Below are 15,101 nucleotides of genomic sequence, written 5' to 3'. Positions count from 1 at the left end.
CATGTCCCTCGACCACCGGCTCACCCCCGAGCACGAGGAACTCCGCCGTACCGTCGAGGCGTTCGCGCACGACGTGATCGCGCCGAAGATCGGCGACCTCTACGAGCGCCACGAGTTCCCGTACGAGATCGTCGCCGAGATGGGCCGCATGGGCCTGTTCGGCCTGCCCTTCCCCGAGGAGTACGGGGGCATGGGCGGCGACTACCTCGCGCTCGGCATCGCCCTGGAGGAGCTGGCCCGCGTCGATTCCTCGGTCGCCATCACCCTGGAGGCCGGGGTCTCCCTCGGCGCCATGCCGCTCTACCTCTTCGGCACCGAGGAGCAGAAGCAGCAGTGGCTGCCGAAGATGTGCTCCGGCGAGATCCTGGGCGCCTTCGGCCTGACCGAGCCGGGCGCGGGCAGCGACGCCGGGGGCACCCGCACCACCGCCGTCCGCGACGGCGACGAGTGGGTCATCAACGGCTCCAAGTGCTTCATCACCAACTCCGGTACGGACATCACCGGTCTGGTCACCGTCACGGCCGTGACGGGCCGCAAGGCGGACGGCCGGCCGGAGATCTCCTCGATCATCGTCCCGTCCGGTACGCCCGGTTTCACGGTCGCCGCCCCGTACTCCAAGGTCGGCTGGAACGCCTCGGACACCCGCGAGCTGTCCTTCGACGGGGTACGGGTGCCGCTCGCCAACCTGGTCGGCGAAGAGGGGCGCGGCTACGCGCAGTTCCTGCGGATCCTCGACGAGGGCCGGATCGCCATCTCCGCGCTCGCGACGGGCCTGGCCCAGGGCTGTGTGGACGAGTCGGTGAAGTACGCGAAGGAGCGGCACGCCTTCGGCAAGGCGATCGGCGACAACCAGGCCATCCAGTTCAAGCTGGCGGACATGGAGATGCGCGCCCACATGGCCCGCATCGGCTGGCGCGACGCCGCTTCGCGGCTGGTGCGCGGCGAGTCGTTCAAGAAGGAGGCGGCGATCGCCAAGCTGTACTCCTCCACGGTGGCCGTGGACAACGCCCGGGAGGCCACTCAGATCCACGGCGGGTACGGGTTCATGAACGAGTACCCGGTGGCGCGAATGTGGCGTGACTCGAAGATCCTGGAGATCGGCGAGGGCACCAGCGAGGTCCAGCGCATGCTCATCGCCCGCGAACTGGGCTTCTCCGCCTAGTCGCCGCACCGGGAGCGGTAGCGCACGCGGCAGCTCCGCGTGCCGGGGGCCCTAAGAAACTTAGGGCCCCCTTACCTTTTCCAGCCAAGGTTAGGCTAACCTTCGTTCCGAACGGCTCAGTGGCCGCCCGGAACGCACGAAAACGGACATCGACATGCCCAAGTCCCGCACCTCCTCCTTCACCCGCCGCGGATTCATCGCGGCCGGCGGCGCCCTCGGCCTCGTCGCGGCACTGGCCGCGTGCGGCGGCACCGATTCGGCGAAGGGCGACGGCGGCGCGGACAAGAGCGCCGCGGCGTCGGGCCCGTGGACCTTCAAGGACGACCTCGGCAAGGACGTCACCACCAAGGCCAAGCCGAAGAACATCGTCGCCTTCACCGGCACCGCCGCCGCGCTGTACGACTACGGCGTCCCGGTCAAGGGCGTGTTCGGCCCGACCAAGACCGCCGACGGCAAGGCCGACGTCCAGGCCGGCTCGATGGACATCTCCAAGCTCGAGATCATCGGCAACGTCTACGACGAGTTCAACGTCGAGAAGTACGCGGCCCTCCAGCCCGACCTGCTCGTCACCAACACCTGGGACGGCAGCTACTGGTACGTGCCCGAGGCCTCCAAGGACAAGATCCTCGGCCTGGCCCCGGCCGCCGCGATCTCCGTGGGCGGCGACGCCACCCTGGACAAGGCGCTGGAGCGCACCGCGGAGCTCGCCAAGTCCCTCGGCGCCGACATGAACGCCAAGAACACCGTCGACTCCAAGGCCCGCTTCGAGGCCGCCGCGGCGAAGCTCCGCGAGGCCACCAAGGCCAACCCCGGCATCAAGGTGCTCGTCGGATCCGGCTCCGCCGACCTGTTCTACGTCTCCACCCCGGACACCTCGGCCGACCTGAAGTACTTCAAGTCCCTCGGCGTCGAGTTCGTCACCCCGGAGAAGCTGGACGAGGGCGGCTTCTTCGAGAGCCTCAGCTGGGAGAACGCCGGCAAGTACAAGGCCGACGTCGTCCTGCTCGACAACCGCACCGGCACCCTCCAGCCGCAGGACCTGCAGGCGAAGGCCACCTGGGCCGAGCTCCCGGCGGTCAAGGCCGGCCAGATCACCCCGCGCGTCACCGAGCCGATCTACTCGTACGCCAAGTGCGCCGCGCTCCTCGAGGACCTCGCGAAGGCCATCCAGAACGCCAAGAAGGTCAGCTGACCATGACGGCCGAAGCGCACTACCGGTTCTTCGCCCTCGACGTGCTCCGCACGCGCCGCCTCGGTCACTCGTTCCTGCGGGTCACCTTCGGCGGCGAGTCCCTCAAGGACTTCCGCTCGGGCGGCTTCGACCAGAGCCTGTCGCTCTTCCTGCCGACGGGCGACCAGGAGCACACGGCCCTCCCGTCCACGGACGAGGACACCTGGTTCGCCGCGTGGCGCGGGATGCCGGACGAGGAGCGGCCGGTGATGCGCTCCTACACGGTGCGCGAACAGCGCCGCACGGCCGAGGGCGCGGACGAGGTCGACATCGACTTCGTCCTGCACGGCACTGAGACATCAGCCGCTGCCGCGGCGGGCTCCCCGGCCTCGCGCTGGGCGGGCCGGGCGGTGGCCGGCCGCCGGATCCTGGCGATCGGCCCGGTCGTCGCGGAGAACAAGTCCGTACGGTTCCAGCCGCCGGCCGGAGCCGACGCGATCTGGATGTACGCGGACGAGACCGCCCTGCCGGCCGCGGCCGCGATCCTGGACCGGCTGCCGGCCGGGACCCGGGTCCGCGCCTGGTTCGAGGTCCCGCACGAGGACGACCGGCTCGCGCTGTCGGCCCCCGCCGACACGGACATCACCTGGATCGTCCGCGAGGGCGACGGCCGGGGCCGCACCGAACAGGTGCTGAGCGTGCTGCGCGCGGCCGAGCCGCCCGCCGCCGAAGCCCCGTACGTCTGGCTGGCGGGCGAGGCGGGCACCGTGCGCGCGACGCGCCGCCACTTCGTGCAGGAACGATCCGTCGACCGCCGGTCGGTGCGTTTCACCGGCTACTGGCGGCTCGGCGCGAGCGAGGAGCAGCTCCTCGCCGAGGCATACGCGGGCCAGGCGCCCAGCGAGGACCCGACTTCCGACCTGTAGTCGACTTCCGCAGGTCACAGGGCATTTCAGAGAGGGGCCCCGGCTTTCAGCCGGGGCCCCTCGTCGTTTGGCTTGTTACTTAGGTTAGGCTAACCTAAGTTCCACACCCCACCCCCCTCTCTCCCCTGCCCGGAGGAAAGTTGATGCGCTCGCATCTGCTGAACGAGACGACCGCGGACCTCTACCGGCGTTCGGTCACCGAGGGCGTCGAACGCGTCGCCGCCAAACTCGCGGCCACGCAGCGCCCCCACACCGGTATCTCCGTGGACGAACTCGCCCCGGTCATCAACGGGATCGACCTGGACAAGCCGCTCGAGGACCCCGCCGCCGTCCTCGACGAGCTGGAGGACGTCTACCTGCGCGACGCGGTGTACTTCCACCACCCGCGCTACCTCGGCCACCTCAACTGCCCGGTCGTCATCCCCGCGGTGCTCGGAGAGGCGGTCCTCTCGGCCGTCAACTCCTCCCTCGACACCTGGGACCAGTCCATCGGCGGCACGCTCATCGAGCGCCGCCTCATCGACTGGACCGCGCAGCGCATCGGCCTCGGCCCCGCCGCGGACGGCATCTTCACCTCCGGCGGCAGCCAGTCCAACTTCCACGCCCTGCTGCTGGCCCGCGACGAGGCCTGCCGCATCGTGATGAAGAAGGCGCTGGACGAGGGCCGCGAGCTCACCAAGGCCGAACTCCTCCCGAAGCTGCGCATCTTCACCTCCGAGGCCAGCCACTTCAGCGTGAAGAAGTCGGCCGCCATGCTGGGCCTCGGCTACGAGGCCGTCATCGCCGTCCCGGTCGACCGGAGCCGCCGGATGGACACCGCGGTGCTCGCCCTGGAGCTGGAGGCGTGCGCCGCCGAGGGCCTCTTCCCGATGGCCGTCGTCGCCACCGCCGGCACCACCGACTTCGGGTCCATCGACCCGCTCCCCGAGATCGCCGAGCTGGCCGAAGAGCACTCCGCGTGGATGCACGTGGACGCCGCCTACGGCTGCGGACTGCTCGTCTCGCCCACCCGCCGGCACCTCCTCGACGGCATCGAGCACGCCGACTCCGTCACCGTGGACTACCACAAGTCGTTCTTCCAGCCCGTCAGCTCCAGCGCCATGCTGGTCCGCGACCGCGACACCCTCCGGCACGCCACGTACCACGCGGACTACCTCAACCCGCGCCGCATGGCCGAGGAGCGCATTCCCAACCAGGTCGACAAGTCCATCCAGACCACGCGCCGCTTCGACGCCCTCAAGCTCTGGATGACCCTGCGCGTCATGGGCGCCGACGGGATCGGCTCCCTCTTCGACGAGGTCATCGACCTGGCCGCCGCGGGCTGGGACCTCATCGACGCCGACCCGCGCTTCGAGGTCGTGGTCAAGCCCCGGATCTCCACGCTGGTCTTCCGCTACGTACCGGAGGGCGACGTCCGGGCGGACCTGGTCGACGAGGCCAACCTGCACGCCCGCAAGGCCCTGTTCGCCTCGGGCGAGGCCGTCGTCGCCGGCACCAAGGTGGACGGGGACCAGTACCTGAAGTTCACCCTCCTCAACCCGCAGACCACGACGGCCGACATCGCGGCCGTCCTCGACCTTCTCGCCGCACACGCCGAGCAGTTCCTGGGAGAATCCCTTGCCGTCCACCGTTAAGCCCCACGACTTCATCGGCATCGGCCTCGGTCCCTTCAACCTGGGACTCGCCTGCCTGACCGCGCCGATCGACGAGCTCGACGGCCTGTTCATCGAGTCGAAGCCGCACTTCGAGTGGCACGCCGGGATGTTCCTGGACGGCGCGCACCTGCAGACGCCGTTCATGTCGGACCTGGTCACCCTCGCCGACCCGACCTCGCCCTTCTCCTTCCTGAACTACCTGAAGGACAGCGACCGGCTGTACTCCTTCTACATCCGGGAGAACTTCTACCCGCTGCGGGCCGAGTACAACGACTACTGCCGCTGGGCCGCCGACCGGCTCGACAACGTCCTGTACTCCACCTCCGTCACCGAGGTCACCTACGACGAACGCGCCGGTCTCTACGAGGTCCACACCGACAAGGGCGAGACCCACCTGGCCCGCCGCCTGGTCCTGGGCACCGGCACCACGCCCTTCGTCCCGGAGGCCTGCGCGGGCCTCGGCGGCGACTTCCTGCACAACTCCGCGTACATGCCGCACAAGGCCGAGCTCCAGAAGAAGAAGTCGATCACCCTGGTCGGCTCGGGCCAGAGCGCCGCCGAGATCTACTACGACCTCCTCACCGAGATCGACGTGTACGGCTACCGGCTCAACTGGGTCACGCGCTCACCGCGCTTCTTCCCGCTGGAGTACACGAAGCTGACGCTGGAGATGACCTCCCCCGAGTACGTGGACTACTTCCACGCCCTCCCCGAGGACACCCGCTACCGGCTGGAGACCCAGCAGAAGAACCTCTTCAAGGGCATCGACGGCGATCTGATCAACGCCATCTTCGACCTGCTCTACCAGAAGAAGATCAGCATGCCGGGCGCGGTCCCGACCACCCTGCTGACCAACACCTCGCTGAACAGCACGGCGTACGACACCACCACGGGCACGTACACCCTCGGCCTGCGCCAGGAGGAGCAGGAGCGCGACTTCTGCCTCTCCACCGAGGGCCTGGTGCTGGCCACCGGCTATGCGTACCGGATCCCGGAGTTCCTCGCCCCGGTGCGCGACCGGCTGAACTTCGACGGCCGCGGACGCCTCGACGCCGCCCGCAACTACAGCGTCGACACCACCGGCCGCGGGGTCTACCTCCAGAACGGCACGACCCACAACCACTCCCTCACCTCGCCCGACCTGGGCATGGCCGCGTACCGCAACGCGTACATCATCGGCGAGCTCCTCGGCCGCGAGTACTACAAGGTCGAGAAGTCCATCGCGTTCCAGCAGTTCGCAGTCCCGGAAGGCATGCACGCATGAGCACCACCGGCTCCACCACCGAGATCCTCTACGCCCGCACCGACGCGGTACTCGGCACCTTCGCCATCCGCCCGCTGGACCCCTTCTCCGACGCGGAGCTCCTGCACGGCTGGGTCACCCACCCCAAGGCCTCGTTCTGGATGATGCAGGACGCCTCGCTGCCGGACGTCGAGCGCGAGTACATGAGGATCGCCGCGGCCGAGCACCACCAGGCTTTCATCGGCCTGCACGAGGGCCGGCCCGCCTTCCTGATGGAGACGTACGACCCGGCCCGCCTGGAGCTCGTCGGCCTGTACGACGCCCAGCCCGGCGACGTCGGCATGCACTTCCTCGTCGCACCGAGCGAACGGCCGCTGCACGGGTTCACCCGCGCGGTCATCACCACCGTCATGGCGGCCGTGTTCGCCGACCCGGCGGCCGAGCGGGTCGTGGTCGAGCCCGACGTCCGCAACACCGCCGTCCACGCCCTGAACGAGGCCGTCGGCTTCGTGCCCGACCGCCCCGTACGGAAGCCGGAGAAGGAAGCCCTCCTCAGCTTCTGCACCCGCGCCCGGTTCGAGGCGGCCACCGGCCTCACCGCGGAGCGCCTCACCAAGGAGCTCTCGATATGAGCCTCGCCGACGCCGTCTCCCACCTCGACCCCGAGCTGTGGGCCCGCGCCAACCGCGCCCTGGTCCGCAAGGCCCTCGCGGAGTTCTCCCACGAGCGCCTGCTGACCCCCAGACTGCTGGACTGCGGCCTCTACTCGGTCCTCAGCGACGACAACTCGGTGGAGTACCGCTTCGCGGCCACCCGCCACGCCCTGGACCACTGGTCGGTGGACGAGTCGTCCATCACCCGCCACCAGGACGGCCGCGAGCTTCCGCTGGACGCCCTCGACTTTCACATCGAGCTCCGCGAGTCCCTGGGGCTGAGCGCCGAAGTCCTGCCCGTCTACCTGGAGGAGATCTCCTCCACCCTGGCCGGCTCGGGCTTCAAGTACACCAAGCCGCAGGTCTCCTCCGCCGTCCTCGCGAAGTCCTCCTTCCAGGACATCGAGACCGGCATGACCGAGGGCCACCCCTGCTTCGTCGCGAACAACGGCCGCCTCGGCTTCGGCGTGCACGAGTACCTCTCGTACGCCCCGGAGACGGCGAGCCCCGTCCACCTGGTGTGGGTGGCGGCCCGCAAGGACGTCTCCACCTTCACGGCGGGCGCGGGCCTGGACCACGACACGTTCATGCGCGACGAGCTGGGCGACGAGACGATCGCGGCCTTCTCCGCCCGGATGACCGGCCTCGGCCTGGACCTGGCGGACTACCACCTCTTCCCGGTCCACCCGTGGCAGTGGTGGAACAAGACCACCATCACCTTCGCCGCCGAGATCGCCAACCGCCGCCTGGTCCTGCTGGGCGAGGGCACGGACGCCTACCTGGCGCAGCAGTCGATCCGCACCTTCTTCAACACCAGCGCCCCCGGCAAGCACTACGTCAAGACCGCCATCTCGGTGCTGAACATGGGCTTCATGCGGGGCCTGTCGGCCGCGTACATGGAGGCCACGCCGGCCATCAACGACTGGCTCCACCAGCTGATCGGGTCGGACCCGGTGCTGCGGTCCGTGGACTTCTCGATCATCCGCGAGCGCGCGGCGATCGGCTACCACCACCGCCAGTACGAACGCGCCACCGACCGGTACTCCCCGTACCGCAAGATGCTGGCCGCGCTCTGGCGCGAGTCCCCGGTCAACTCCCTGCGGGACGGCGAGCGGCTGGCCACGATGGCCTCCCTGCTGCACGTGGACGCCGAGGGCACGTCCTTCGCCGGCGCCCTGATCGCGGAATCGGGCCTGACCCCGGCCGAGTGGCTGCGCTCGTACCTGCGCGCCTACCTGGTCCCGCTCCTGCACTGCTTCTACCAGTACGACCTCGCGTACATGCCGCACGGCGAGAACACCATCCTCGTCATCGAGGGCGGCGTCGTGAAGCGGGCGATCTTCAAGGACATCGCCGAGGAGATCGTGGTCATGGACCCGGACGCGGTGCTGCCGCCCGCGGTCGAGCGGGTCCGGGCGGACGTCCCCGAGGACATGAAGCTGCTGTCGATCTTCACGGACGTCTTCGACTGCTTCTTCCGCTTCCTGGGCCCGATCCTGGCGGCGGAGGGCATCTGCGAGGAGGAGACCTTCTGGCGGGCGGTCGCGGACTGCGCCCACGAGTACCAGGACTCCATGCCGGCCCTGTCGGACCGCTTCGAACGCTACGACCTGTTCGCCGAGGAGTTCCAGCTGTCCTGCCTGAACCGCCTCCAGCTGCGCAACAACCGGCAGATGGTCGACCTCGCCGACCCGTCCGCCGCGCTCCAGCTGATCGGCACCCTCAAGAACCCCGTCGCGGCCTTCGCCCGGCGGTGACGGAGCCCGGGCGGCAGCCGATACGGTCCCTCGGCTGCCGCCCGACTTCTCGGGACTCCGCCCCCGGCAACGGCGCCGCGCCGCGCCGCTAGGACCAGGGCACCTCCGGCGCCCGGTAGTAGCCGATGTCCTGGGCGTCCATGCGCGGGCCCTGTTCGCCCAGCCGCCGGCTGTACGAGGCCCAGTCGAGGGCAGCGGCCGGCGACCAGCCGAGCTCCGCGAGGCCCAGCACCCGCGGAAACGCCATCAGCTCCCAGTCGGCCCGCGCGGCGATCGTCTCCGTCCACAGCGGCGCCTCCACGCCCAGGACGGCCGATTCGGGAACCCCGGCCAGGTAGGCCCCCGGGTTCCAGGAGTACGACCGCCTGACCGGCACGAGCCCGGCCCACGCCAGCCCCGGCTTCGTCGCCAGGTCGTACTTCATGTCCAGGTAGAGCCGGTCCGCCGGCGACAGGATCAGCGGGTGCCCCGCCTTCGCCGCCGCGACGACCCCGGCCTTCTCCGCGGCCGGCGTCCGGTCGTGCCCCCAGTACTGCAGCACCGCCCCCCGCGCGGGCCGCGCCGCCGCGAGCTGGTGCCAGGCCACCACCGTCTTCCCGTACCGGCCCACCGCGGCCTGCGCCCGGTCCATGAACGCCGCGTAGTCCGCCGCCGGCGTCGCGTGCGCCTCGTCGCCGCCGATGTGCAGGTAGCGGCCCGGCGTCAGCTCCGCCAGCTCGCCGAGCACCTGGTCGATGAACTCGTACGTCCGCTCCTTGGCGACGCACAGCGAGCTGAAGCCCACCTTGGTCCCGGTGTACCGCGGCGGCGCCTTCCCGTCGCAGTTCAGCTCGGCGTACGAGGCGAGCGCCGCGTTCGTGTGCCCCGGCATGTCGATCTCGGGGACCACGTCCACGTACCGCTGTCCCGCGTACGCGACGAGCTCCCGGTACTCGTCCTTCGTCCAGTGCCCGCCCGGTCCGCCGCCGACCTCGCTGCCGCCCCCGTACTCCGCCAGCCGCGGCCAGGAGTCGACCGCCAGGCGCCATCCCTGGTCGTCGGTCAGGTGCACGTGCAGCGTGTTGACCTTGTACTGGGCCAGCTGGTCGACGTACCTCTTGACCTGCTCCACCGTGAAGAAGTGCCGCGCGATGTCGATCATCGCGCCCCGGTACGCGAAGCGCGGCCGGTCCACGACCGTCCCGCCGGGCACCTTCCCGGGCCCCGCCACCGGTACCAGCTGGCGCAGGGTCTGCCCGGCGTGGAACAGCCCGGCCGGGGTCCGCGCGGTGAGGGTGATCCCGCCCGGTCCTGACTCCAGCCGGTACCCCTCGGCCCCGACCCCTTCGGCCTCCTCGTCGATCCGGAGCCGGATGCCGTCGCCCTCGGCCCCGTCGACCACGGGCAGCGGGAGTCCGCTCGGGCCGCGCAGCTGCTCCGCGAGGAGCTCGCCGACCCGCCGGACCTCCTCGTCGCGGCCCAGGCCGGTACGGATGACCGTGCCCGCCCCGAAGGAGTAGCCGGGGCCTTCGGCGCGTGCGGAGACGGGCGCGGGCAGCAGCCGGTCGAAGGGGGCCAGGGCCGCGGCGGGGGCGCGGCCGCCGGGCCTGGCGTCGTCACCGCGGGCCGCGGTGCAGGCGGTGGCGAAGGCGGGGGCGGCGCCGAGGACGGAGAGGGCGAGGAGGGTGCCGAGCGTGCGGCGCAGAACTCTCATGGCCCAGGTATAGGCCAAGTGGGCCGCAGTGGCCGGTGCGAGAATCGACGGATGGCGGAAATCATCCAGAAGGACGGCACTTGGACTTTCGACGGGGACACGGTGCGCATCGTGCCGGGCCGCGACAAGGGGGTGGGCCTGCTGCGCCAGACGCTCGGCGAACTGGCCGTACCGCTGCGCGCGCTGGCCGGCATCAGCTTCGAACCGGGGCGCAAGGCGGGCCGCTTGCGGCTGCGGCTGCGTGACGGCGCCGACCCCCTGCTCCAGGTGACCGGCGGTCGGCTGCCGGACGCCTCCGACCCGTACCGGCTGACCGTGGAGGCGGACCGGGCCGGGGTGGCGGAGTACTTCGTGGACGAGGTGCGCCATGCACTCCTGCTGGAGCAGGTGGAGACCGGTCCCACCAGCGCGTACCTGCTGCCGGGCCCCGCGGTGCCGATCACGGCGGGCGCGGGTGACGGGACCGCGGCCTTCGACGGGGACCGGGTGTCCCTGGAGTGGAACTGGACGGCCGAGGAGGCGAAGCGCTCCGGCGGGACGCGGGTGTTCCGGGTGGCGGACCTGCGGTCGGTGGAGTGGTCCCCGTCGAAGGGGCTGGGGAGCGGCTGGCTGCGCTTCCTCCCGGCGGGCAGCGCGGCGCCCGCCTCGCCCAAGTACGACCCCTTCACGGTGGAGCTCTTCGGTTTCAAGAACGACCCGCTGATGGCCCTGGTCGCGGCGGCGGTGGCGGCCCGGCTGCCCCACCCCGCGGCGGCCGCGGCCGATCCGGCGGGCGCCGCAGCGGCCCGGGGTGCCGGACCGGCCGGACAGCCGGGGGTCTCGGCTTCGGTGGCCGTGGCGGGCTCGGCGGAGGAGACCGCGGCGGACCACGACACCCTGCTGCGGCGCTTGCGCGAGCTGGGGGAGCTGCACCAGTCGGGGATCCTCACGGCGGACGAGTTCGCGGCGGCCAAGCAGGCCGTTTTGCGCCGTTTCTGACCGGATCCAACCATTCCGCTGGTCCAGACCAGGGAGATCCTGCCCGATTCCGGGCAGGATCTTTGCGTTCGGCGCCGCGACCCGCCAGTATCTACGGGTGCTCGATCGCCGTCCGTCGCATGACGACCTCGTCGACCACCTGGTGCGCAGCACCTCGCTGCAGCGCGGCGAGGCCGCCCGGGTGGTCCTCGACGTGCTCGCGTACTTCGACGAGACGACCGAGGAGTTCGTCCGCCGCCGCCACCGGGAACTGCAGTCCGGCGGAGCGGTCAACGCGGAGATCTTCGAGCGGATCGCGGCCGAGCTGCCGCACCGCGCCGTGGCGCCCCCGGAGCTCTCTCTCCGGCAGCTGCGCCGCATCGTCTACGGCTGACGCACGACAGCGAACCACGGCTGGGACCCAGCCACCCGAGCACACGTACCGAACTTCAGGAGGGGCAGAACCGTATGTGCGGAATCGTCGGTTACATCGGCAAGCGTGACGTGGCACCACTGCTGCTGGAGGGCCTGCAGCGCCTCGAGTACCGCGGATACGACTCCGCGGGCATCGTCGTCAACAGCCCGAAGGCCGCGGCCCTGAAGGTCGTCAAGGCCAAGGGCCGGGTCCGCGAGCTGGAGTCCCGCGTCCCCAAGCGCTTCGCCGGCACCACCGGCATCGCCCACACCCGCTGGGCCACGCACGGCGCCCCGAGCGACATCAACTCGCACCCCCACCTCGACGCCGAGAACAAGGTGGCCGTCGTCCACAACGGCATCGTGGACAACGCCTCCGAGCTGCGCGCCAAGCTCGAGGCCGACGGTGTCGTCTTCGTGTCGGAGACCGACACCGAGGTGATCGTCCACCTGATCGCCCGCTCCCTGGCCGACTCCCTGGAGGAGAAGGTCCGCGAAGCCGTCAAGGCGATCGAGGGCACCTACGGCATCGCCGTGATGCACGCCGACTTCGCCGACCGCATCGTCGTCGCCCGCAACGGCTCCCCCGTCGTCCTGGGCATCGGCGAGAAGGAGATGTTCGTCGCCTCGGACGTCGCCGCCCTGGTCGCCCACACCCGCCAGGTCGTCACCCTCGACGACGGTGAGATGGCCACGCTGAAGGCCGACGACTTCCGCACCTACACCACCAGCGGTGCCACCACCACCGCCACCCCGGAGACCGTGGAGTGGGAGGCCGCCTCGTACGACATGGGCGGCCACGACACCTACATGCACAAGGAGATCTCCGAGCAGCCCGACGCGGTCGACCGCGTGCTGCGCGGCCGGATCGACGACCGCTTCAACACGGTGCACCTGGGCGGCCTGAACCTGGACCCGCGCGAGGCGCGCGGCATCCGCCGGGTCAAGATCCTTGGCTGCGGCACCTCGTACCACGCGGGCCTCATCGGCGCCGGCCTCATCGAAGGCATGGCCCGGATCCCCGCGGACGCCGAGCCCGCCTCCGAGTTCCGCTACCGCAACCCGGTCGTGGACCCCGACACCCTCTACATCGCGGTCTCCCAGTCCGGTGAGACGTACGACGTGCTGGCGGCCGTGCAGGAGCTCAAGCGCAAGGGCGCCCGCGTCCTCGGCGTCGTCAACGTGGTCGGCTCCGCGATCGCCCGCGAGGCGGACGGCGGCGTGTACGTGCACGCCGGGCCCGAGGTCTGCGTCGTCTCCACCAAGTGCTTCACCAACACGGTCGTGGCCTTCGCGCTGCTGGCCGTGCACCTGGGCCGCATCCGGGACCTGTCGGTCACCGACGGCAAGCGGATCATCGAGGGCCTGCGCAAGCTGCCCGCGCAGATCCAGGAGATCCTCGACGGCGAAGAGGACATCAAGAAGCTGGCGGCCCAGTTCGCCGAGGCCAAGTCGATGATGTTCATCGGCCGGGTGCGCGGTTACCCGGTGGCGCTGGAGGCCTCCCTCAAGCTGAAGGAGATCTCCTACATCCACGCCGAGGCCTACCCGGCCTCCGAGCTGAAGCACGGCCCCCTCGCGCTGATCGAGCCCTCGCTGCCGACGGTCGCGATCGTTCCCGACGACGACCTGCTGGAGAAGAACCGCGCGGCCCTGGAGGAGATCAAGGCCCGCAGCGGCCGGATCCTGGCCGTCGCGCACCGCGAGCAGGAGAAGGCGGACCACACCATCGTGGTCCCGAAGAACGAGGACGAGCTGGACCCGATCCTGATGGGCATCCCGCTCCAGCTGCTGGCGTACCACACGGCCCTGGCCATGGGCCGGGACATCGACAAGCCGCGCAACCTGGCGAAGTCGGTCACGGTCGAGTAGGCACCGGCTGCGCCCCTCCCGGGCATGCGAAGACCCCCGTGCGCATCGCGCACGGGGGTCTTCGCGCAGGGGCTCAGCCCGCGGCGACCGCGCCGCGGCCCGAGGCCTTGCCCATCGCCATGGGCCAGTGCGCCAGTGCGGCGGTGGCCCCGTACCAGGCCAGCAGCCCGGACACGGCGGCGGCCCAGCCGCCCGCCTTGGCCAGCCCGTCGCTGCCGGCGAACGAGGCTATGGCCAACAGGAGGAGGGACAGGGTCAGCAGGGCGTAGACGCCCTGGCTGAACAGACCGCTCGCCGCCGAGACCGTGAGGGTCAGCGCGAGCAGGGCGAAGAGCACCAGAAACGTTCCGGCGGCTTCGTCGGAGACCGACGCCCCGGCTCCCTTGGCCCACGTGAACCAGAAGACGCCGAGGCCCGCGAACGCGGTGCCGTTGAACCCGTTTCCGCCGCGGTACTCGAGGAGTCCGAGGAGGAACAGGGCCGCGCCGCCCACGTACATGGCGAGCGATACGGAATGGGCGGCGGTCACTCCGTCGATGACACCGGTGTGGCCGATACCGAATGCGAGAAGGGTCAGACCCAGGGCGATGTTCCCGAGGGTCGAAGTCGAGGCCGTGCTTCCCGCAGAGACACCATTGTCCACGGCGGGCTCCCTTCGATCTGCAGTTGTTTGCTGCGTCCCAGCAGCATTTATCTACCCTTTACACAGGGGCACAATCGCACAATCGGTCACGGGAAGACAACGGTGAGCGACCGGAATCGGTCGGCGCGGGGCATCAGGGAATGACGACGACCGGGCGCTGTGCGCGCTTGGCCAGCCGGCCCGCGACCGACCCGAAGATCCGGCCCACGATCCCGTGCGTGGAGCCGACCACGATGGCGTCGGCCGAATACTCCCGGCCGACCTCCTCCAGCTCGTGGCAGATGTCCCCGCCGCGCTCGACCAGGATCCAGGGCACCTCGGCGAGGTAGTCCGCGCAGGCGAGTTCCAGCCCGAGGACCTCCGTGCGGTGGTCCGGCACGTCGACGAAGACGGGCGGCTCGCAGCCGGCCCAGACGGTGGTGGGCAGCCGGTTGGCGACATGGACGATGATCAGACCGGAGCCGGAGCGGCGGGCCATGCCGATCGCGTACGCGAGCGCGCGCTCACTGGACGTCGATCCGTCGAATCCCACAACGACTCCGTGCCGGAAGGCCGGATCGCAGGGGAGGCGCGTCTGTTCCACCGCGCGCAGATCGGCGGCCGACGCGGGGTCGGCGACCCGTTTGCGCTTGCGGTCCGCGGGTTCGGAGAATTCGTGACCGGCCATGGGTGTCTCGGCGAAGAGGTCCTTGGAGGAAGCAACAGGGGCGAAATCGGCGACGCTGGGTGACGGAGCTCTGTCCGGGAAGCATCTTCCCAAGCCCATACCCACCAGGGTACGGCGACACTCCTGTCCTGCACAGGGCTTGCCGCCCTTGGAGAGCGTCCCAGGGAGCATGCCGGAGCGAGCGCTCCTTGGCAATGCCCGCTGTCCCCTACAGCCAGTGACGATCGGGCCCGGCGCCACCCGTGCGCGCAGTGACCCGGCCGGGCCGAACGCCGTTGGACACGGGTC

General features: G+C 70.4%; 13 protein-coding genes. 10 read left to right on the top strand and 3 right to left on the bottom strand.

Annotated features, from left to right (window positions below; genetic code table 11):
* Window position 1 precedes the first annotated feature (1 nt).
* The 7 genes from ACZ6I1_RS12510 to ACZ6I1_RS12480 all read left to right on the top strand — a co-directional run bounded on the left by ACZ6I1_RS12510 (window position 2) and on the right by ACZ6I1_RS12480 (window position 8,567).
* Window positions 2-1,162, top strand: a complete 1,161-nt coding sequence (locus ACZ6I1_RS12510) for an acyl-CoA dehydrogenase family protein (protein ID WP_469286202.1) — start codon at window positions 2-4, stop codon at window positions 1,160-1,162.
* Window positions 1,163-1,316: 154 nt separating this feature from the next.
* Window positions 1,317-2,354, top strand: a complete 1,038-nt coding sequence (locus tag ACZ6I1_RS12505; protein ID WP_469286200.1) for an ABC transporter substrate-binding protein — start codon at window positions 1,317-1,319, stop codon at window positions 2,352-2,354.
* 2 nt (window positions 2,355-2,356) lie between these two features.
* Window positions 2,357-3,259, top strand: coding sequence for a siderophore-interacting protein (locus ACZ6I1_RS12500; protein WP_469286198.1), 903 nt, complete (start codon window positions 2,357-2,359; stop codon window positions 3,257-3,259).
* Between the two features lie 143 nt (window positions 3,260-3,402).
* Window positions 3,403-4,893, top strand: coding sequence for a pyridoxal phosphate-dependent decarboxylase family protein (locus ACZ6I1_RS12495; protein WP_469286196.1), 1,491 nt, complete (start codon window positions 3,403-3,405; stop codon window positions 4,891-4,893).
* Window positions 4,877-6,178 (top strand): lysine N(6)-hydroxylase/L-ornithine N(5)-oxygenase family protein, encoded by a 1,302-nt coding sequence (locus ACZ6I1_RS12490; RefSeq protein WP_469286194.1) that lies wholly within the window; start codon window positions 4,877-4,879, stop codon window positions 6,176-6,178. The genes ACZ6I1_RS12495 and ACZ6I1_RS12490 overlap by 17 nt, the downstream gene beginning before the upstream one ends.
* Window positions 6,175-6,789, top strand: a complete 615-nt coding sequence (locus ACZ6I1_RS12485) for a GNAT family N-acetyltransferase (RefSeq protein WP_469286192.1) — start codon at window positions 6,175-6,177, stop codon at window positions 6,787-6,789. Before ACZ6I1_RS12490 ends, ACZ6I1_RS12485 begins: the two co-directional genes overlap by 4 nt.
* Window positions 6,786-8,567 (top strand): IucA/IucC family protein, encoded by a 1,782-nt coding sequence (locus ACZ6I1_RS12480; protein ID WP_469286190.1) that lies wholly within the window; start codon window positions 6,786-6,788, stop codon window positions 8,565-8,567. The genes ACZ6I1_RS12485 and ACZ6I1_RS12480 overlap by 4 nt, the downstream gene beginning before the upstream one ends.
* An 88-nt stretch (window positions 8,568-8,655) precedes the next feature.
* On the opposite strand, the gene ACZ6I1_RS12475 is transcribed toward ACZ6I1_RS12480, so the two are convergent.
* Complete coding sequence (locus tag ACZ6I1_RS12475; protein ID WP_469286189.1) at window positions 8,656-10,260, bottom strand: beta-N-acetylhexosaminidase; 1,605 nt, start codon at window positions 10,258-10,260, stop codon at window positions 8,656-8,658.
* A gap of 51 nt (window positions 10,261-10,311) precedes the next feature.
* Here ACZ6I1_RS12475 and ACZ6I1_RS12470 point away from each other — a divergent pair, with 51 nt between their 5' ends.
* The 3 genes from ACZ6I1_RS12470 (at window position 10,312) to glmS (ending at window position 13,503) form a co-directional block, all read left to right on the top strand.
* Window positions 10,312-11,238, top strand: coding sequence for a DUF4429 domain-containing protein (locus ACZ6I1_RS12470; protein WP_469286187.1), 927 nt, complete (start codon window positions 10,312-10,314; stop codon window positions 11,236-11,238).
* A gap of 97 nt (window positions 11,239-11,335) precedes the next feature.
* Entirely contained in the window at window positions 11,336-11,611 is a 276-nt protein-coding gene (locus ACZ6I1_RS12465; RefSeq protein ID WP_069920372.1) for a hypothetical protein, read from the top strand.
* Between the two features lie 74 nt (window positions 11,612-11,685).
* On the top strand, window positions 11,686-13,503 hold the full coding sequence (gene glmS / locus ACZ6I1_RS12460; RefSeq protein ID WP_469286184.1) for a glutamine--fructose-6-phosphate transaminase (isomerizing): 1,818 nt from the start codon (window positions 11,686-11,688) through the stop codon (window positions 13,501-13,503).
* A 73-nt stretch (window positions 13,504-13,576) separates the two neighbouring features.
* On the opposite strand, the gene ACZ6I1_RS12455 is transcribed toward glmS, so the two are convergent.
* The gene (locus ACZ6I1_RS12455) at window positions 13,577-14,146 is read right to left on the bottom strand and encodes an acetate uptake transporter (protein WP_469286181.1); all 570 of its coding nucleotides are present in this window, start codon (window positions 14,144-14,146) and stop codon (window positions 13,577-13,579) included.
* A gap of 133 nt (window positions 14,147-14,279) precedes the next feature.
* Window positions 14,280-14,813, bottom strand: a complete 534-nt coding sequence (locus ACZ6I1_RS12450) for a universal stress protein (RefSeq protein ID WP_215147414.1) — start codon at window positions 14,811-14,813, stop codon at window positions 14,280-14,282.
* Between the last annotated feature and the right edge of the window lie 288 nt (window positions 14,814-15,101).

The sequence above is a fragment of the Streptomyces sp. NPDC046303 genome, from assembly GCF_055588085.1.
This window is presented reverse-complemented; position numbering and strand designations above follow the sequence as displayed.